This is a genomic window from Bradyrhizobium sp. B039, assembly GCF_038965675.1.
Classification (GTDB): Bacteria; Pseudomonadota; Alphaproteobacteria; order Rhizobiales; family Xanthobacteraceae; genus Bradyrhizobium; species Bradyrhizobium diazoefficiens.
Map to the genome: position 1 here is coordinate 455178 of NZ_CP152416.1, position 19388 is coordinate 474565.

Below are 19388 nucleotides of genomic sequence, written 5' to 3' on the forward strand. Positions count from 1 at the left end.
CAACGCGCGCTCGCTCGTTGCAGGTCGAGGCGCCCACCATGCCATTCGGAAAAAGGACGTTCGTTCGCGGAAGCGTGTGCGCCGTGCCGTCCGTACACTTTAGGTCGGCGCCGCAAGAGTGCTCCCGACATCAACTGCCACGAGAGGCAAAGGATGAACGACCTCCGCAAAGAGACAGACAGCCTGGGTGAAGTGAACGTTCCCGCGGACAAGCTCTGGGGCGCGCAGACGCAGCGCTCGCTCGAGCATTTCAGCATCGGCCGGGACCTGATGCCGCGCGAAATGATCCAGTCCTACGCGATCCTGAAGAAAGCGGCCGCGAATGCGAATTACGCCAGCGGCCGTCTCGACGGCAAGATTCACAAACTGATCGTCCACACCTGCGACGAGATTCTCGCCGGCCAGCATCACGACATGTTTCCCCTTCACGTCTGGATGACGGGTAGCGGAACGCAGTTCAACATGAACGTGAACGAGGTGATCTCGAACCGATGCTGCCAGCTTGCTGGCACGGCGCTCGGCAGCAAGCTGCCGGTTCATCCGAACGATCACGTCAACATGTCGCAGTCGTCGAACGACAGCTTCCCGTCGGCCATGTACATCGCGGCCGCGATGAACGTGACGCAACGGCTGGTTCCTGCGGTCGAAGCTCTGCACGATGCGATCGCGGCGAAATCGAACCAGTGGGACGACATCGTCAAGATCGGCCGAACCCACATGCAGGATGCCACACCCCTGACGCTCGGGCAGGAGTGGTCCGGTTATGCCGCGATGCTCGCCGACGGTCTGGCGCGCATCGACGACGCGCTCAAGGGCGTCTTCCGCCTCGCGCTGGGCGGCACCGCCGTGGGCACCGGGATTAACGCGGCGCCGGGCTTTGCAGAAGCCGTCGCAGCCGAGATCGCGCGGTTGACGGGCCTGCCCTTCGTCAGTGCGCCGAACAAGTTCGCCGTGCAGGGCGCACACGACGCGCTGGTGCAGCTCTCCGGCACACTGCGCACGCTCGCCGGCTCGCTCTACAAGATCGCAAACGACATCCGCCTTTTGTCCTGCGGTCCGCGCGCGGGCTTTGCCGAGTTGCGGATTCCCGAGAACGAGCCGGGCTCGTCGATCATGCCGGGCAAGGTCAATCCGACGCAGGCTGAGGCGCTGACGATGATCGCCGTGCAGGTGATGGCGAACGACGTCGCCGTCGGGTTCGGTGGCGCCGGCGGCTACCTGGAGATGAACGTCTACAAGCCGCTGATCATCCACAACATCGCGCAATCCGTCACCATCCTCACCGACGGCTGCACGAATTTCCGCACCTTCCTGGTCGAGGGTACCGAGCCGAACCGCAAGAAAATCAAGGAGTATGTCGAGCGGTCGCTGATGCTCGTGACCGCCCTGGCGCCGGTGATTGGCTACGACAAGGCATCGCGGATCGCGCATTACGCGATGGACAACGATCTCACGCTGAAGTCGGCGGCGCTGAAGCTCGGCTTCGTGACCGAGCCGGAGTTCGACCGCATCGTGGATCCCGCCAAGATGATCAAGCCCTACGTTGCCGAGATCAAGGTGCCGCTCGCAATCGGTGCGAAAACCGGTTGAAGGGAGCAAGGGCCATGATGCGGTGTGTCAAGCTGTGGACGGGAGCGGACGGCAAGTCGCACTTCCAGGAAGGTGTCGTCGAGCTCGAGCATGGAGCGAGAGGCGATGCGCTCAGCGTAAAGCTGACGATCGATTCCGCCTCGTTCCACGAAACGGATGCAGATCCGAAACTCGGCTGGCATCCCGACCCCGCGCGTCAGCTCGTGATGTCCTTGAGCGGGACGCTGCGGTTCGAAACGGCAGACGGAAGTTTCATGCTGCACCCGGGCGATGTCCTGTTCACGGAAGATACGGGCGGGGCGGGCCACAATTGGACCATGACGGATGAAGCGCCGTGGCGGCGCCTCTACACGGTTCTTGAACCGGACGCCGAGGTGCCGTTCCGGTCCGTACAACGCCGCTGAGGCAAAGCAGCAAAAATGCAAGGAGAGACACGATGATCCGCTGTGTGCGTCTATGGACCGGAGAGGATAACAACTCGCATTTCGAGGAAGGCTTCATCGAGCTGGAGCCGGGCCAGCGTGGCGACTTCCTGACCGGCAAGATCGATGCCGTCAGCGTCTCCTTCCAGGAGACGGAATCAGGCGGGGCGTTCGCCTGGCACACCGCGCCGATCCGGCAGCTCGTGATCACGCTGAGCGGAACGCTCGATTTTCAGACGCGTGACGGCCACCACTTCCTGATTCACCCCGGCAATGTCCTGCTTGCCGAAGACACCGCGGGCTCGGGGCACAGCTGGAAATTGACTGACGATTCGTCCTGGCGCCGTGCCTACGTGATCCTGCGGCCGGGAGCAGATGTGCCGTTCCGCGCCAAGACGCGGCAATCGGTGCAGGCCTGATCGAGCTATCCGGAACAGCAACACCCAACGAAGGAAAAAACCATGCCAGCAGCTTCCGACCGCGAAACCGACGTCGTTCTCATTGGCGCAGGCATCATGAGCGCCACCCTCGGCGCGTTCCTCAAGGAGCTCGAGCCCTCCCTGACGATTCAGATGCTCGAGACTCTCGATGATTGCGCGCAGGAGAGCTCGGACTCCTGGAACAACGCCGGGACCGGCCACGCGGCGAACTGCGAGATGAACTACACGCCGCAGCGGCCCGACGGCAGCATCGACATCTCCAAGGCGCTCCAGGTCAACGTCGAGTTCGATCTGTCCCGGCAATTCTGGTCTTATCTCGTCGGGCGGGGCGCGATCGCCGACCCCCGGTCCTTCATCCATCCGGTGCCGCATATGAGCTTCGTGCACGGCACGGAGAATGTTGAATTTCTCCGCAAGCGGTTCAAGGCGATGTCGGCCCATCATTGCTATGAGGGCATGGAGCATACCGAGGATCCCAAGAAGATTGCCGAATGGGCGCCGCTGGTGATGGACGGACGGAGCGGCGATGAGCCGGTCGCCGCAACGCGGATCATCACCGGCACCGACGTCGATTACGGCGCGTTGACGCATCTGCTGGTTGGTCATCTCGTCAGCCAGCCGGGTTGCGCGGTCCACTACAACAGCTGCGTCACCGGCCTGGACCGGGAGCAGGGCGGGCGGTGGCGCGTCGAGGTGCGCGACACCGAGAGTGGCGAGACGCGCTCGGTTCGCGCAAAGTTCGTCTTCATCGGTGCCGGCGGCGGCGCGCTGCCGCTGCTGGAGAAATCCGGCCTTCCGGAAGCACGCGGTTATGGCGGCTTTCCGGTCAGCGGGATCTGGCTGCGCTGCGACGATCCGGAGATCAACGGGCGTCATCATGCCAAGGTCTACGGCAAGGCGGCGGTCGGTTCTCCGCCGATGTCCGTGCCGCACCTCGACACGCGCGTGATCGGCGGCCAGCGCTCATTGCTGTTCGGCCCCTATGCGGGCTTCTCGAGCAAATTCCTCAAGCACGGCTCGCTGCTGGACCTCTTCGAGTCCATTCGTCCTGCCAGCGTCAAGCCGCTGCTCTCGGTGGCGCGCGACAATTTCGATCTCACCGAATATCTGGTCGGGCAGGTGCTGCAATCCGAGAGCCACCGGCTTGCGGCGCTCGACGAATATTTCCCGAAGGCCGACCCGAAGGACTGGAGGCTGCAGGTCGCCGGCCAGCGCGTCCAGATCATCAAGCCCGATGTCAAGCGCGGCGGTCTGCTCGAATTCGGGACCGAGCTCGTCGGCGCGGACGATCATTCGCTGGTCGCGCTTCTCGGCGCCTCGCCGGGCGCCTCCACGGCGGCATTCATCGCCATCAGCGTGCTCGAAAAGTGCTTTGCCGGAGAGCTGACGGCGAGCGCCTGGCTGCCGAAGCTGAAGCAGATCGTCCCGTCCTATGGTGTGTCGTTGATCGACGACGCGGATTTCTGTCGTCAGATTCGAGCGACGACGGCGGAGGTTCTCAAGGTCGACAACATTCCGCAGCCGGCCGCACGCGCGCCGGCGGCCGCGAAGCGGGCGTGAACGAACGGGAGAATGTCCGATGGATCCGACGGCACTCCTCCTGTCGCGGCTGCAGTTCGCCTTCACCATCTCGTTCCACATCATCTTTCCGGCGTTCACGATTGGGCTTGCCGCCTGGCTCACCGTGCTCGAGGCGATGCACCAGTATAGTGGCAAGCCCGTCTACCGGACCCTGTTCGAGTTCTGGCTGAAGATCTTCGGCGTGGCCTTCGGCATGGGCGTCGTGTCGGGCGTGGTGATGGCGTTTCAGTTCGGAACGAACTGGAGCGTGCTCTCGAAGATGTCGGGTCCGATCCAGGGCCCGCTGCTCTCCTACGAGACATTCACCGCCTTCATGCTGGAGGCAGGCTTCTTCGGCATCCTCATCTTCGGCCGGCCCCGGGTGCCGCCGTGGTTCTACCTGTTCTCGACGACGATGGTCGCGCTCGGAACCACGCTTTCGGCGTTCTGGATCATGGTCAACAACAGCTGGATGCAGGTGCCGACCGGCTACGTCCTGCAGAACGGCCAGTTCGTACCGAACGATTGGGCGCAGATCATCTTCAATCGCGTGGTCTGGGTCCGGTTTCCGCACATGCTGCTCGCGTCCTATCTGACCGGCGCGTTCTGCGTGGCCGCAACCGGCGCGTGGTATCTGCTGCGACGGACCTATCGCGCCGAGGCCCATGTCATGCTGCGGATGGGCCTTGCGCTTGCGGCGGTGCTGCTCCCGGTCCAGCTCTTCATTGGGCATCTCGTCGGCGACTATGTTCACGACTACCAGCCGGCCAAGTTCGCCGCGATCGAGGCGCGTTGGCATGACGAGCAGCCCGCCTCGGAGGTGCTGATCGCGATCCCGGATTCGAGCACCGAATCCAACAAATATGCGATATCGATTCCGGTGCTCGGGAGCATCATCGGCAGCATGAGCCTGACCTCGAAAGAGGTCGGCCTCTCCAGCTTCGCGCCGCAGGACCGGCCGCCGGTGGCGATCCCGTTCTTTGCCTTCCGCGTCATGGTCGGCTGCGGCTTCGTGATGCTGGGGCTCGCGTGGTTCGGGACCTGGCTCGGCCTCAAGCATCGGCTCGATCGGAGCCGCCTGCTGCTGTGGGGCATTTTCCTCAGCTTCCCGCTGCCGTGGATCGCGATTCTCACCGGCTGGTACACCGCGGAGGTCGGCCGCCAGCCGTGGACGGTCTACGGCGTATTGCGGACCGCCGATGCCGTGACGCCGTCTCTGACAGCGGCCGCCGCGACGGCTTCGCTGATCCTGTTCGTTGCTGTCTATGCCTTCATCTTCTCGTTCGGGACTTACTACATCTACCGGCTGCTGCGCGCCGGCCCGGCGGGACTGGGCGGCAAGCCCCTGCACGTTCCCGTCCCCAATCGGCCGATGTCGCTCGCCGACCAGGTGCCGGCCTCGCACAGCTACCTCGAAGCGGGAGAATAGAATGGTGATGTTCTGGGTTGCGCTGCTCGCCATCAGCATCCTGATCTATCTTCTGCTGGACGGGTTCGATCTCGGCGTCGGCATGCTGTTTGGCCTCGCCGATGGCGAGGCGAGGCGTGACGAGATGCTGCGCACGATCGCTCCGGTCTGGGATGGCAACGAGACCTGGCTGGTCGTCACCGGCGTGATCATGTGGGGGGCGTTCCCCGTGGTCTATGCCATGCTGATGCCCGCCTTCTACATCCCGGTCGTGGTCATGCTGCTGGGATTGATCCTGCGCGGCGTTGCGTTCGAATTTCGCGGCAAGGCCTCGCGCTCGCGCCGGGTCTGGGACGTCAGCTTCACCGTGGGATCGTTTGCCGCAAGCTTCATGCAGGGCGCGATGGTCGGGGCGCTCGTCGAGGGACTGCAGTTTTCGAACGGCGAATATGTCGGCGGAACCTTCGGCTGGCTGACCGGCTTTTCGGTCTTGTGCGGGATCGGCCTGTGCTTCGGCTACGCGCTGCTCGGTGCCTGCTGGCTGGTGGGGAAGTGCGAGGGCCCGATCCGCGACGCCACGCGGCGTCAGATTCCCTTGCTCGCGGTCGCCGTGCTGGCCTTTCTCGTCGTCGTCTTCACGCACGCGCTTGTCGAACATCTGCCAATCCTGCGCCGATGGATCGAGCGGCCCTATCTGTTCGTGTTTCCCCTCATCGGCGCGGGCGCCGCCGCAGTGCTTGCGACGAGTATCCTGCGTCACGACGATTATTGGCCGTTCCACATGGTGGCGCTGATCTTCGCATCGGCCTTCGGCACGCTTGCCCTGTCTTTCTGGCCCTATATGATCCCGTTCGTCATCACGATCGAGGAGGCGGCGGCGCCTCATGCGAGCCTCGCCTTCATGTTCTGGGGCGCCGGCCTGTTCGTGTTCCCGCTGATGCTGCTCTATGTCGCGGTGGGTTATCGCGTCTTTCGCGGCAAGACGGCTGCGACGGCGGACCACTACTGACGGCTACAGGCCCGAACCGCGAATAAAAGAAAGGCGCCGGTTTCGGCGCCTTTCTCGTTCAGGACCGTCTAAGGCCTTGCTTCAGGACTTGGGCATGACACCCGGGCCGTTGTCCGGCCATTGGGCGATCAGCTTCTCGTCGATGTTGAAATGCTGGGCCACCAGCTTGGGCGGCGTGTGCGTCAGCCAGTTGGAGAGCGACACCTCCTCGTAGCGCGGCGCGCGGAACACGCCGACGAATTGCAGCTCGGTGTCGCCGACATTCTCGACATAATGGCCGAGATTGCGCCGGACATAGCCGATGTCGCCGGCCGAGAAATCCGTCGTCAGCGCGTTGGGGCCGGTGTCGAACACCGTCATCCGCGCCTTGCCCTTGATGTAGTACTGCCACTCGTCGGCATTCGGATGCCAGTGCATCTCCCGGACCGCGCCCGGCGGCATCGTCACCAGCGCCGCGGCGACGGTGGTGGCGACCTTGAAGTTGCTGCTGTCGGCGACGCGGATGCTGCCGGCGGCGCTCTCCTTGACGGGAGGCGAGCTGCCGAGCGAATGGATGAAGGGATAGGGCGGCGCTTCGGCGTGCCTGGAGACCGCCGCGCGATCGTCGGCGAGATCGCCGGGCACCGTACCCTGGAAGATCCAGCGATTGTGCAGCGGGATCTTCGCGAAGGCGTCAGCCGGCACGCCGAAATTCTTCGCCAGCACCTCGGGCGGCGTATGGGCCAGCCAGTCCGTCACCAGCAGCGTGTTGAATTCGTTGGCGTGGCCGTCGTCGAAGCAGATCACGAACTCACAGCCGTCGGGGCCCAAGCCCTGCAGCGAATGCGGCGCGCCCGGCGGGAAATACCAGAGGTCGCCGGCCTTGAGATCGCCGACATAGGGGCGCCCCTGCGTGTCGAGTACGGTGATGCGGCAGGAGCCGTAGGTCATGATCGCCCATTCGGCCGCTTGATGCCAATGCAGCTCGCGGATGCCGCCGGCGGACAGCCGCATGTTGACGCCGGAGATTTCCTTCGAGATGGCGAAGTCCTCGACGGTGACCTGACGAGCCCAGCCACCGTTTTGGATGCGTCGCGGCGCATTGTTGAACGAGGCCCAATCCATCGGCAGGCCGCCGACGTCCGTCGCTGGCGGCGTTTGTGCGGAAGGGAATTGCTTGGCCAGTTCGGGATTTTGCGGACCGGGATCGCTCAGGCTCCCGGGGCTCTTGGCGTTGACGGCGCCTTGCGGCGGCTCGTCCGGATTGCCGAAGGTTGCCGCCTGCGCACTGGAACCGACCATGGCGGCGCCTGCCGCGGACATGGCCAGCAAATCACGTCGTGAAAACATGGGGGCCTCTCCTGAAAATCATCGAAAGCCCTCTGTCGCGCGGGGGCTCAAGATGCCCAGCCTAGTTCCTTGCTGCCGGCACAGCTTCCGCGAACGGCTTTCCTTTTTCCGGAATGCACTGGCTGCTTCAGCCGCCCGGCCGGGTTCGAACGTGTGCAATTGAGAAATTCGGCGTCGTTTTGAAAAGACGGCTCTGCCCGCGCGATCCTTAACTGGTTCGGAGAATTGCCATACCGAGAGATATCGAGATGACCACGAAATCGGTTCGTCCTTATCGTGAACCCGCCGGCGGCTGGGGCGCACTCAAGGCGCTTAGCGAAGCACTCCTGGTGCAGCGGGTGCCGCTGAAGGGCGCGGCGACGCTGAGCCGGATGAACCAGCCTGAGGGGTTTGATTGTCCCGGCTGTGCGTGGCCCGATCCGAAGCACACCTCGTCCTTCGAATTCTGCGAGAACGGCGGCAAGGCGGTCGCTTGGGAGGCAACGTCGAAGCGCTGCACGCCCGAATTCTTCGCCGAGCACACGGTCACCGAGCTTACGAGCTGGAACGATTACGATCTCGAAATGGTCGGGCGGCTCACCCATCCGATGGCCTATGATGCCGCATCCGACCGCTATCTCCCGGTCGAGTGGAGCGATGCATTCGACATGATCGGTCGCGAGCTTCGGGCCTTGCCGGATCCGAACATGGCGGAGTTCTACACGTCCGGGCGGACCTCGAACGAGGCCGCCTTCCTCTATCAGCTCTTCGTGCGCGAGTACGGCACCAACAATTTTCCCGACTGTTCGAACATGTGCCACGAGGCGACCAGCGTCGGCCTGCCTTACTCGCTCGGCGTCGGCAAGGGTACCGTGCTGCTGGAGGATTTCGACAAGGCCGATTGCATCTTCATCTTCGGTCAGAATCCCGGCACCAACAGCCCGCGGATGATGACCAGCCTGCGCAATGCGGCACGCCGCGGCGCCTCCATCATCTCTTTCAATCCGTTCCGCGAGCGAGCGTTGGAGCGTTTCCAGGCGCCGCAGAGCCCGATCGAGATGATCACACTGTCGTCGACGGCGATCAGCTCAAAGCTCTTCCAGGTGAGGGTCGGCGGCGACGTCGCCGTCCTCAAGGGAATCATGAAGATCCTGGTGGAGGCCGACGATGCGGCCCGCGCCGCCGAGCGGCCGGAGATCCTGGACTGGGATTTCATCCGCGGTCACACCGTCGGCGTCGAGGCGTTGATCGACGATCTCAAGCGCACGCAATGGCCGGACATCGAACGTCAGTCCGGCCTGACGCGCGAGGACATGGAATATGCCGCCGGCGCTTATATGAAGGCCGAGCGTGCCATCCTCGTGTACGGCATGGGCATCACCCAGCACTGGCGCGGCGCGAATAACGTGCAGCAGATCGCCAATCTCGCGCTGTTGCGCGGCAATGTGGGGCGCGAAGGCGCCGGCGTCTGCCCGGTTCGCGGTCATTCCAACGTGCAGGGCGATCGGACCGTGGGGATCACGGAAGTCCCCAAGGCGGACTTCCTCGAGCGGCTGGAGCAGCGCTTCGGCTTCAAGCCTCCGACCGCGCCGGGACACAACGTGGTAACCGCGCTGGAAGCCATGATCCGCGGCGAGGTGAAGGCCTTCTTCGCAATGGGCGGCAATTTTGCCGCGGCCATACCGGACTGGCAGGCGACGCAGGCTGCGTTGCGCAATCTCGATCTGACCGCCTACGTCGCCACCAAGCTCAACCGCAGCCATCTCGTTCATGGCCGCGCAGCCTTGATCCTGCCGTGTCTCGGCCGTACCGAGATCGACGTCCAGGCGTCGGGGCCGCAGTCGATCACGGTGGAAGACTCGATGTCGATGGTGCATGCGTCCGGCGGCCGCAACAAGCCGGCATCGGAGCATCTCCTCAGCGAGGTCGCGATCATCGCCGGCGTTGCCAGGGCGACGCTGGAAGAGCGCACGGTGGTCGACTGGGATGACTTCGTTGCCGATTACGATCGCATCCGGGATGCGATCGAGGCGGTGTTCCCCATCTTCCAAGGCTACAATGCCCGCATCCGCGTCCCCGGCGGCTTCCATCTCACCTCGACGGCGCGTGAACGCATCTGGGCGACGCCGTCGGGCAAGGCGAACTTCCTGGTCTTCGCGGGCTGCGGCGAGGACCCGCCGCAGGGCGATCCCGATTTCCTGTGGCTCACCACCATACGCAGCCACGATCAGTACAACACGACCCTCTACTCGATGTCGGACCGCTATCGCGGCGTGTTCGGTCAGCGCGACGTGGTGTTCCTCAATGAATACGAGCTGAAGAGGCGGGGACTTGTGGACGGCGATCGCGTCGACCTGATAACCGCCTCGACCGATGGCGCCGAGCGGATCGTGCGCAACTTCCGCGTGGTAGCCTATTCCTTTCCGACGGGCTGCTGTGCTGCGTACTATCCGGAGACCAATCCGCTGGTGCCGCTCTACGCCCGCGATCCGCTCAGCTTCACGCCGTCATACAAGGGCGTCCCGATCCGCATGGTGCGTTCGGCCGCTACCGGGGAATAGCGGCCACGCCGGAAACGTCGCGGTCACGTATCGGCGTTGAGGTCGCAGCGCAGCGAATCCGCCGGCACGGAGACCGGCAGCGTGAACCAGAAGCGGGCGCCGCCACTCGCACCGTTACCCCCGGCGCCGATCCGGCCTCCATGCGCTTCCACGATCGACCGGCAGATCGGCAGTCCCATGCCCATCCCGCTGTCCTTGGTCGTGAAAAAGCTCTCGAAGAGCCGGTCGACATGTTCAACTGCGATGCCGGGGCCGTTGTCCTCCACGGCGCAGCACAACGTGGCCGCGTCCTGCGTGACCGTGCTGATGACGATCCTGCGATCGTCATATCCCGCCTGCGTCATCGCCTGCACAGCGTTGATGGCCAGATTGACGATCACCTGCTGGAGCTGGGTGCGGTCACCGAGCACCTTTGGTGTGGTCGGATCGGGCTGGTGCAGGATCGTTACGCCGCGGGATTCGAGCTCGTGTCGCAGAAAGAGAAGCGCTTCGCGGACGATCTCGTCAAATGACAAGGATGCCTGTTCGGGGACTTTCCGGGAAGCCATCCCGTGAACGCGCGCCACGATGTTCGCGGCGCGCTGGGTATCTACGACGATGTTCTCGATGGTCTTGCGGATCTCGACGATATCGGGAGTGGGCCTGTTCAGCCACCGCAGCCCGGCGGCGCCGTTGGTGGCGATGGCCGCGAGGGGCTGGTTGACCTCGTGGGCGATCGATGCGGTGAGTTCTCCGAGCATCGAGACGCGCGCGGCATGCGCGAACTCAGCCTGAACCTGCTGGAGCTTCTGCTGAGCGCGAACACGCTGTGAAATGTCGATGGTGCCGACCAGGCTGACTTCGAGATCATTGATGGGGCCGACCCGCGCCGTGGTGAAGAGAACGTCGACGACGCGGCCGTCCCACGTGACCATCTTGGTCTCTTCCTCGAAATTCGTCTCGCCGCGATAGCGGGATTCCATCGCCCGCCGGAACGTGTCGGGCCGCTCCTTCCAGCTCTCGGCCATGGAGCGTCCGACATAGCCCTCGACGCCTCCTCCGAACATCTGGATGGCTCGTTCATTGGCCTCCTGAAACGAGAGCGCGTCCATGCAGGTCCGCAGAAACTCGGGATGGCTGTCGAAATAGGCGCCAAGGTCCTTGACGCCCTCGGCACGCAATTTTCGGAACAGCACGACCAGCCTGCTGGCGTCGAGCTGCCGGAATGCGATCGGCATGCGGCTGAACAGATGGCGGTAACGCTGTTCGCTCCGCTCCAGCTCGGTATGGGCCTTCTTCTGAGCGGTGATGTCCATGACCGCGCCGACAAACTCGAACTGGCCCCGGCCGTTCGTCATTCCGCGGGCGACCACGCGTATGGTCCGGATCGAACCGTCGTCCAGCACCAGCCGGTTTTCGTGGGAAAAGTCGCCCCTCTCGTTCACCGCCCGGTCGATGGCCTCGCGTACGGCATTGACGTCATCGGGATGTGTGCGCTTCAGGACGACGGCGAGCGACGGGCGCGATGTCTGTGCGAGATCGAAGATCCTGAACGTTTCATCCGACCAGAAAAGCTCTCCGGTCACGACGTTCCAGCCGAAGCTGCCGGTCTGGCTGAGCTTCTGTGCCTCGGCGAGATAAGCGGCCAGGTGGCCATGCTCGCCTGACCATTTGGTCAGACTGATCGCCGCGAGCGAAGTCGCGAGAAAGGCGGCGAAAGCGATCGTGGTGGAATTGAAGCCGAGCAGTGACCAGCCGAAGGACAGCAGGCAAAGGGCAACGCCGCTCCAGGCCCACAACGGAGTGCGATCCTGTTTGGCGCAGTCCTGGAGTAGACGGCGCCACCATCGCTGGAGCTGTACGAAATTAGGGCCATCCAGGCGTTCGAGCGTCATGCGGGAGGTCTACCGCGCCGCCGAAGAGCGGTCTTTTGCGTTTTCGCAGGCGCTTTGTCAAAACGCACGAAGCCGCGATCGGGCTGCTTGCCGCCCGCGATCCTAGGCCATCTCAGCGGCGGGCTTCGTCACGCCGAACCGCTTCTCGAATTCGGCGACATCGACAACACCGCGCCGGTGGCTGCCGTCGCCGATCTTGCGGCCGCCGTCCCAGGCCTCGACTTCGAACAGCACACTCCCGGCTTCGACCGCGACGACCCGCGCGATCGCGCGCACCTTGCGGCCGACCGGGGTTGCCGCCAGATGGCGGATATTGACCATCATCCCGACGCTGACATGGCCCGTCGGCAGGAATGGTTGAACGGCCGATCCCGCGGCCATCTCCATGTGCAGGATCATCATCGGCGTGCCGTAGACGGCTGGCATTCCCGGCACCACATGGCCAACCGTCATCTCGGACGTGACGGTCACCAGCTTCTCTGCCGTCATGCCGGCGGTCAGCCTCTCAAGCGGATTCATGGCTCAATTCCGCATCTGCCTTGGTCGTGGATGAAGTGGGTGTCGCGGCCGCCCGCGGCTTGCGCCCGGTCAGCCAGTTGCTGAGCTGGTCGAGATAGAGATAGACGACGGGCGTGGTGTAGAGCGTCAGGATCTGCGAGAGCATCAGGCCGCCGACGATCGTGTAGCCGAGCGGCTGGCGCAGCTCCGCGCCGGTACCGGAACCGATCATCAGCGGCACGCCGCCGAGCAGCGCCGCCATCGTCGTCATCAGGATCGGACGGAAGCGCAGCGTGCAGGCCTGGTAGATCGCCTCTTCCGGGCTGAGCCCGTGTTGGCGCTCCACCTCGAGAGCGAAATCGACCAGCATGATGCCGTTCTTCTTGACGATGCCGATCAGCAGGATGATGCCGATGATGGCGATGACGCTGAGATCCATGTGGACCGCCAGCAGCAGCAACAGCGCGCCGATGCCGGCCGACGGCAGCGTCGACAGGATCGTGATCGGATGGATCAGGCTCTCATAGAGCACGCCGAGGATGATGTAGATCACGATCAGCGCCGCCCCGATCAGCAGCGGTGTGCCTCGCAGGGATGACTGGAAGGCCTGGGCGTTGCCCTGGAACGAGGTCGACAGCGAGGCGGGCTTGCCCGTGCTCTTCTCGATGTTCTGGATCGCCGTCACCGCATCGCCGAGCGCGACGCCGGGCCGCAGGTTGAACGAGATCGTGACCGACGGAAACAGGCTCTGGTGGTTGATCAGGATGGGCGCGGGCTTGATGACGCTGTGAACCAGCGTGCTCAGGGGGACCTGCTGGCCGGTGGCCGAGTTCAGGTAGATGTCCTTGAGCGCTTCCGGCCCGTACTGGAAACGCGGATCGACCTCCATCACGACATGGTACTGGTTCAGCGAGGTGAACATCGTGGAGACGATGCGCTGGCCGAATGCGTCGTCGAGGGCATTGTCGATCGTCGTGGGCAGGATGCCGAAGCTCGATGCGACCTCGCGATTGACGGTGACCTCCAGCCGCGGGCCGGCATTGGCCTGGTCGCTCGCGACGTCGGTGATGAGGTCGAGCTCGCGGAGCTTCTTGAGGAAGATCGCCGACCAGTTGGTGAGCTCGTTGGAATCGGCGTCCGTCAGCGTGTACTGGTATTGCGTCTTGGACAGGCGTGCGCCGATGGTGATGTCCTGCGCGGCCTGCATGTAGAGCCTGATGCCCTGGATATGGGCGAGCTGGGGCCCCAGCCGTTCGATGATCTGGTCGGCGCTGGCCTTGCGCCCGGGCTTCGGCTTCAGGACGATGAATATCCGTCCCTGGTTGAGCGTCGCCGTGGGACCTCCCGGACCGATATAGCTCGCCACCGACTGAATTGCCGGATCTTTCGACAGGATGTCGACGATCGCCTGCTGGCGCTCGGACATGGCGGGGAAGGAAATGTCCTGTGCGGCTTCAGTGATGCCGACGATCTGCCCGGTATCCTGTTGCGGGAAGAAACCCTTCGGAATGATCACGTAGAGATAGCCGGTCAGCGCGATCGTCGAGAGCATCACGAGCAGTGTCACGAAGCGATGGCGCAGCACGATTCGCAGGCCGCTCGCATAAAGCGCAAGCAGGGCGTCGAAACCGCGTTCGAAGGCGAGATAGATTCGGCCGTGCTTCTTCCGCGAGTCGTCCTTCAGCAGCCGCGCGCACATCATCGGCGTCAGCGTGAGCGAGATGACCAGCGACAGCAGCAGCGAAGCCGTGATCGTGACGGCGAACTCCTGGAACAGCTTGCCGACGTAGCCTCCCATCAGGAAAAGCGGGATGAACACAGCAATCAGCGATAGGGTGATGGAGACGATCGTGAAGCCGATTTCGCTGGAACCCTTGAGCGCGGCCTCCATCGGCGTCATGCCCTGCTCGAGATGGCGCACGATGTTCTCGATGACGACGACGGCATCGTCGACCACGAAGCCCACCGCGATGGACAGCGCCATCAGCGAGAGGTTGTCCAGGCTGTAGCCGAGCACGTAGAGGACCGCGAACGTGCCGATCAGCGACAGGGGAACCGTGATCGCCGGGATGATGGTGGCCCAGAAATTCCGCAGGAACAGGAATATGACCATTACCACCAGTGCGACCGTCAGCATCAGCGTGAATTGAACGTCGGAGACCGCGGCGCGAATGGTGGCGGTCCGGTCGGCGGCGATCGTCACCTTGATCGCCGGTGGAACGGAGGCCTGCAATTGCGGCAGCAGCTTCTTGATGCGGTCGACCGTCTCGATCACGTTGGCGCCGGGAACGCGCTGGACTGCCAGGATGATGGCGGGCTCCTTGCCGTACCAGCCGGCCAGGAGGTCGTTCTCGGGCCCCTCGATCGCCGTGCCGATGTCGCGTATCCGCACCGGCGAGCCGTTGCGATAGGCGATGATGAGGTCTTCATAGGCGGAGGGCTTGAGCAATTGATCGTTGGTGTTCAGCGTATAGGTGACGCGCGGGCTGTTGAGCGTGCCCTTGGGCAGGTCGACGTTGGCGCCGGCGATCACGTTGCGGACGTCTTCGAGGCCGATGCCGCGGGCGGCAAGCGCCTGCGGATTGACGCGAACACGGATCGCGGGCTTCTGCTGGCCGCCGATGCCGACGAGACCCACGCCCGGCACCTGCGAGATCTTCGGCAGCAGGATGTTTTCCGCATAGGCGTCGACCGTGGTCAGCGGCAGCGAGTCCGACGTCAGCGCGATCAGCATGATCGGCGTCTCCGCCGGATTCACCTTCCTGATCGTCGGCGGGTAGGGGATGTTCGGCGGCAGGAAAGGGCTTGCGGCATTGATCGCGGCCAGCACGTCCACCGCCGCGCTGTCCACGGTGCGCGACAGCTCGAACTGCACTGTGAGCTGGGCCACGCCGAGCGCACTGGACGAGGTGAGCTGCGTGACGCCGGGGATCTGGCTGAGCTGCTGCTCGAGCGGCGTCGCCAGCGACGAGGCGATGGTGCCCGGATCGGCGCCGGGCAGTTGCGCCGAGATCTGGATGGTCGGGTAATTGACGTTCGGCAGCGCACCGACCGGCAGCAGCGGATAGGCCGCGAGGCCGCACAGCAGCAGGCCAGCCATCAGCAGGGCGGTTGCAATTGGCCGCAGGATGAAGGGCGCGGAAAGGTTCATGGGATCGCATCCTGCACGGCGCTCTGCAGGTCGGCTTCACGCGCGGCCTTGCCGTGCAGCTCGCGAACGCGGCTGCCTTCCGTGAGTCGGTACTGGCCGTCGATCACGACGACGTCGCCTGATTTCAGTCCCTGGTCGATCAGGGCCTGGCCATCGCTGATCTGCACGACGTGAACGGGACGCAAGGTGGCCGTCTGGCCGTCGGTCACGACATAGACATAGCTGCCGTTCGGTCCCTGCTGCACGGCCGAGCCGGCGACAGTGAGCGCACCCTTCTGGATCTCGAGCAGCAGGCGCGCGTTCACCAGCTGGCCCGGCCACAGCTTGTGCTCATGGTTTGGCAACACGGCCTTGAGTTGGACCGTGCCGGTCGTTCCCGCGATCTCGTTGTTGACCAGCAGCAGCGTGCCCTCGTCGAGCTTCGTCTTGTTGTCCTGGCTGTAGGCGATGACCTTCAGTTCGCCCTTCGCGGCATGCTCCTGGATCACCGGCAGATCGGCCTGCGGCAGGGTGAACAGCAGCGAGATCGGCTCGATCTGGGTGACGATGACGAGGCCGTTGGGATCGGTCGGATGAATGACGTTGCCGACATCGATCTGGCGAACGCCGGTGATGCCGGGGACGGCCGACGACAGGCGCGTATAGCTGAGCTGGACGTTGGCCTCGTCGATCTGGGCCTGGTCGGCCTTCACGGCGGCCTTGAGCTGCGCCACCTGCGCCGTCTGCGTCTCGATCAGTTGCGGGGTCGCATAGCCCTTGTCGCCGAGCTGGTTGTAGCGGGAGAGGTTGGCCTCGGCATTCGCGAGCTGCGCCTGGTCCCTGTCGCGATTGGCCGTCAGCTGTTCGATCTGCGCCTCGTAGGGACGCGGGTCGATCTGCGCGAGCAGGTCGCCGGCCTTGACGGTCTGTCCCTCGGTGAAGGCGATCTTGACGATCTGTCCCTGAATCTGGCTGCGCACGACGTCGGTGTTGTAGGCGATCACCGTGCCGATGCCGCGCAGATAGATCGGAACGTCCTTGCCGGTGACGCTGGCGGCGACCACCGGCACGGCGGTGGGCACGGGTGCGGCTGCCACGGCCGGCTTCCGGTCGGTGCCGAAGAACCAGAGACCCGCGCCGATCAGGATCGCGGCGAGAGCAACGAATGCAATGGTGAGGTTGCGTTTCACGGTGATGGTCCTTCTGATCTCAGGGATTGCCGGAGCCGTCGATCGAAGTCGTGCCGCCCGTGGACGTGGGGCCGGGCACCGGCACGGACGGACTGATTCCGGCGCCGCCGATTTCGGTGGAGCCCAGCGGAATCCCGACGCGGCCGACCGTCGATGTCGAGGGCAGGGACGAGACTGCTGCGGTGCTGCCGGGGCAATTGGTCGATGAGGTGCCGGACAGCCCGCCGCCGTCGAACAATGCTCCGGAGGATGAAGCATTGCCGGATCCGGCGCAGGCGGTCGTGTTTTGCGCGGGGTTGATCGGGGAGATGCCGGGCGTTGCGATCTCGGTCGATCCCAACGGAATGCCCACGGGTCGCGTGGATTGCGGGTTGAGCGGCGAGGTCGCAAGCATGCCGGCAGGCGGCTGCGTTCCCGGCATTGTTGTTTGGGCGATGGCCGCAGTCGAGACCAGCCACAGGACGCTGGTCGCAAGCATCGCGGCAGGGTGCATCAAGGCGAACCGGCGCGATTCGGAACTCCGTGCGCCGGCGTCGTTCGGTGAATGCTGATCTCGCATGGAAGAAGGCTCCGGCTCTATGCATGGACATTAGAAAGTTGCGCTCGCGCGGGTATTTCCAGAACGCACGTCCTGCTCCCCGGCTGCACGACGACGAGGAGGCGTCGCCTCGCCATCGGCCCTGAGGCGCCTTCGCTATCTCAGGATGGCCCGCGCGTGTGCGATCTCCCGGCTGCACGCGGCGATGTCGCCGGCGCGATTGGCGGTGCGCGCGCGATCGAGCGAGTCGAGCGCGTCGGTGAAATCGACGCCGTTGCCACCTTCTGCTTCCGCGAGCGAGCGGGGCGTCGGTTGATGGCTGCGCAGCGCGCTGAGGCTCTCCGGCTTCCAGCCGTGGGAGCCCGCATCCTTTTCAATGGCCAGATCGAGCTGGGCCTGGGTTTGCGCGATGTCATCCGCGCAGCTTCCGGCATGAGCCGGCATGGTCGCGCACAGCAGGGCGAAGAGAGCGGCGCTGCACTTTGCGATGGATGTCATTGTTCAATCCTATGCTTGGATTTCGAGTGACGTCGGGAACGTTGTCGTGAATGACAGAGCGCGTATCGATCGTCTTTCGCGTATGAACGCCGGCCGTTCACGCTTGCGAGAGATCATTGTCATGAATGTCAGTGTGCATGACGTGGGCCCTCCGTTAGAAGTGCGTCTCTCAACCGGGCCGCGTCCGGAGGATGTTCGAGCAGCGACCGTCGCAGCTCGCGTGTCCCGGCGTGCGAAGTGGCAAGGGCCGTTGCTTGCCGAAATACGCGGGCAAGCATCGAAACTAGTACCCGGAATCAGAGCTGAGTGATACGGCGGCCTTTGAAACGGCGTTGACGGACCTTTTTCTTGGTCCAGACGAAGGGCTCGGCTCTGTCGTTGTATGCGTTGACGTAGGCATCGATGTGTTCCTGAAGCTGCTTGAGGCTCGTGAAGGAGGTGCCGCTGAGCGACTGCCCCTGCAAGATGGAAAACCATACTTCGACCTGATTGAGCCATGACGCACTTGTCGGCGTGAAATGAAATTGCACGTTGGGGTGGGCCTTGAGCCAGTCCTCGTTCTTTTTATGGGTGTTGAGGTTGTCGAGGATGACGTGAAGCTTGCGGTTCGGAAAAGTCGCGGTGACGCTGTTCATGAAATCGAGAAACTCGACGCGGCGCCGGCGTTTTGAATGGGTCGCGATGATCTTTCCGGTGGCGACTTCGAGCGCCGCAAACAATGTTGTGGTGCCATGCCGCTTGTAATCGTGGCTTTGGCCGGTTAAGGCGCGGCCATTGGGCAACTTCAGATAACCCTGCGCTCGCTCCAAAGCCTGGATCGAGGGCTTCTCGTCCACGCACAGCACAATGGCCTTCGCCGGCGGCGCGACATAGAGGCCGACAACATCGGCGGCTTTGGCCGTAAAGTTCGGGTCGTTGCTCTCGCACCAGGACTTGCGAGCCACCAGGTCAATCTTGTGGCTGCGCAGGAACCGCCAGACATATTGGACATCGACATCGCCCAGCGCCTCGGCCAGCAGGGGGCCGGTCCAGCGCGCAAACCCTTGCGGTGGCGGCTTATCCAGCAGCTTCAGAATCCGCTTGTCGGTCGTCTTCGTATAGATCGGCTGCTTGCCAGGCCGCGGCTTGTCTTGCAGCCCTTCAAGGCCATGGTCGGCATAGCGATGCCGCCAAAGGCTGACAATCCGCGGCTGGACCCCAACTTCCTTGGCGATCGACCGGGTGCTGCGCCCATCCGCCGCCAACAGAACTATCCGCGCCCGCTTCAAATCGCGCTGCAACGTCACCGGTGAGCGACAGCACGCCTCAAGCACCTTGCGATCTTTCCTCGAAAGGTGGACTTCTCTTGCTTCGGGTATCATC

The 19388-nt window shown here is 63.8% G+C and carries 15 protein-coding genes; 7 read left to right on the top strand and 8 right to left on the bottom strand.

What is annotated here, in order from left to right; genetic code table 11:
- The first annotated feature begins 153 nt into the window (after positions 1–153).
- From fumC to cydB, 6 genes are read left to right on the top strand one after another with little or no spacing between them, the layout of a single operon-like run.
- Entirely contained in the window at positions 154–1590 is a 1437-nt protein-coding gene (gene fumC, locus AAFG50_RS02025; RefSeq protein ID WP_028175290.1) for a class II fumarate hydratase, read from the top strand.
- 14 nt (positions 1591–1604) lie between these two features.
- Positions 1605–1994: a hypothetical protein gene (locus tag AAFG50_RS02030; protein WP_028175289.1), complete on the top strand. Its 390-nt coding sequence runs from the start codon at positions 1605–1607 to the stop codon at positions 1992–1994.
- Between the two features lie 32 nt (positions 1995–2026).
- A complete protein-coding gene (locus tag AAFG50_RS02035; protein WP_028175288.1) occupies positions 2027–2431 on the top strand; it encodes a hypothetical protein in 405 nt (134 codons plus the stop codon).
- Between the two features lie 42 nt (positions 2432–2473).
- Complete coding sequence (gene mqo, locus AAFG50_RS02040) at positions 2474–4012, top strand: malate dehydrogenase (quinone) (RefSeq protein ID WP_028175287.1); 1539 nt, start codon at positions 2474–2476, stop codon at positions 4010–4012.
- Between the two features lie 19 nt (positions 4013–4031).
- Positions 4032–5441 carry a cytochrome ubiquinol oxidase subunit I gene (locus AAFG50_RS02045; protein ID WP_028175286.1) on the top strand — a complete coding sequence of 470 codons (1410 nt, stop codon included), beginning with the start codon at positions 4032–4034 and terminating at the stop codon, positions 5439–5441.
- A gap of 1 nt (position 5442) precedes the next feature.
- Entirely contained in the window at positions 5443–6429 is a 987-nt protein-coding gene (cydB, locus tag AAFG50_RS02050) for a cytochrome d ubiquinol oxidase subunit II (RefSeq protein WP_028175285.1), read from the top strand.
- An 81-nt stretch (positions 6430–6510) separates the two neighbouring features.
- Here cydB and AAFG50_RS02055 read toward each other — a convergent pair whose 3' ends face one another.
- Positions 6511–7758 carry an oxalate decarboxylase family bicupin gene (locus tag AAFG50_RS02055; RefSeq protein ID WP_011083113.1) on the bottom strand — a complete coding sequence of 416 codons (1248 nt, stop codon included), beginning with the start codon at positions 7756–7758 and terminating at the stop codon, positions 6511–6513.
- A 248-nt stretch (positions 7759–8006) separates the two neighbouring features.
- Here AAFG50_RS02055 and AAFG50_RS02060 point away from each other — a divergent pair, with 248 nt between their 5' ends.
- Entirely contained in the window at positions 8007–10298 is a 2292-nt protein-coding gene (locus tag AAFG50_RS02060; RefSeq protein WP_342714143.1) for an FdhF/YdeP family oxidoreductase, read from the top strand.
- 23 nt (positions 10299–10321) lie between these two features.
- Here AAFG50_RS02060 and AAFG50_RS02065 read toward each other — a convergent pair whose 3' ends face one another.
- The 7 genes from AAFG50_RS02065 to AAFG50_RS02095 all read right to left on the bottom strand — a co-directional run bounded on the left by AAFG50_RS02065 (position 10322) and on the right by AAFG50_RS02095 (position 19387).
- On the bottom strand, positions 10322–12172 hold the full coding sequence (locus AAFG50_RS02065; RefSeq protein ID WP_028175283.1) for an ATP-binding protein: 1851 nt from the start codon (positions 12170–12172) through the stop codon (positions 10322–10324).
- Positions 12173–12274: 102 nt separating this feature from the next.
- Positions 12275–12691, bottom strand: a complete 417-nt coding sequence (locus tag AAFG50_RS02070) for a thioesterase family protein (protein ID WP_028175282.1) — start codon at positions 12689–12691, stop codon at positions 12275–12277.
- Complete coding sequence (locus tag AAFG50_RS02075) at positions 12678–15821, bottom strand: efflux RND transporter permease subunit (protein ID WP_028175281.1); 3144 nt, start codon at positions 15819–15821, stop codon at positions 12678–12680. The genes AAFG50_RS02070 and AAFG50_RS02075 overlap by 14 nt, the downstream gene beginning before the upstream one ends.
- Complete coding sequence (locus AAFG50_RS02080; protein WP_028175280.1) at positions 15818–16990, bottom strand: efflux RND transporter periplasmic adaptor subunit; 1173 nt, start codon at positions 16988–16990, stop codon at positions 15818–15820. Before AAFG50_RS02080 ends, AAFG50_RS02075 begins: the two co-directional genes overlap by 4 nt.
- Positions 16991–17009: 19 nt before the next feature.
- On the bottom strand, positions 17010–17549 hold the full coding sequence (locus tag AAFG50_RS02085; protein ID WP_168772760.1) for a hypothetical protein: 540 nt from the start codon (positions 17547–17549) through the stop codon (positions 17010–17012).
- A gap of 135 nt (positions 17550–17684) precedes the next feature.
- Positions 17685–18026, bottom strand: coding sequence for a hypothetical protein (locus AAFG50_RS02090; RefSeq protein WP_028175278.1), 342 nt, complete (start codon positions 18024–18026; stop codon positions 17685–17687).
- 296 nt (positions 18027–18322) lie between these two features.
- On the bottom strand, positions 18323–19387 hold the full coding sequence (locus AAFG50_RS02095; RefSeq protein ID WP_011084514.1) for an IS630-like element ISRj1 family transposase: 1065 nt from the start codon (positions 19385–19387) through the stop codon (positions 18323–18325).
- Position 19388: the final 1 nt, after the last annotated feature.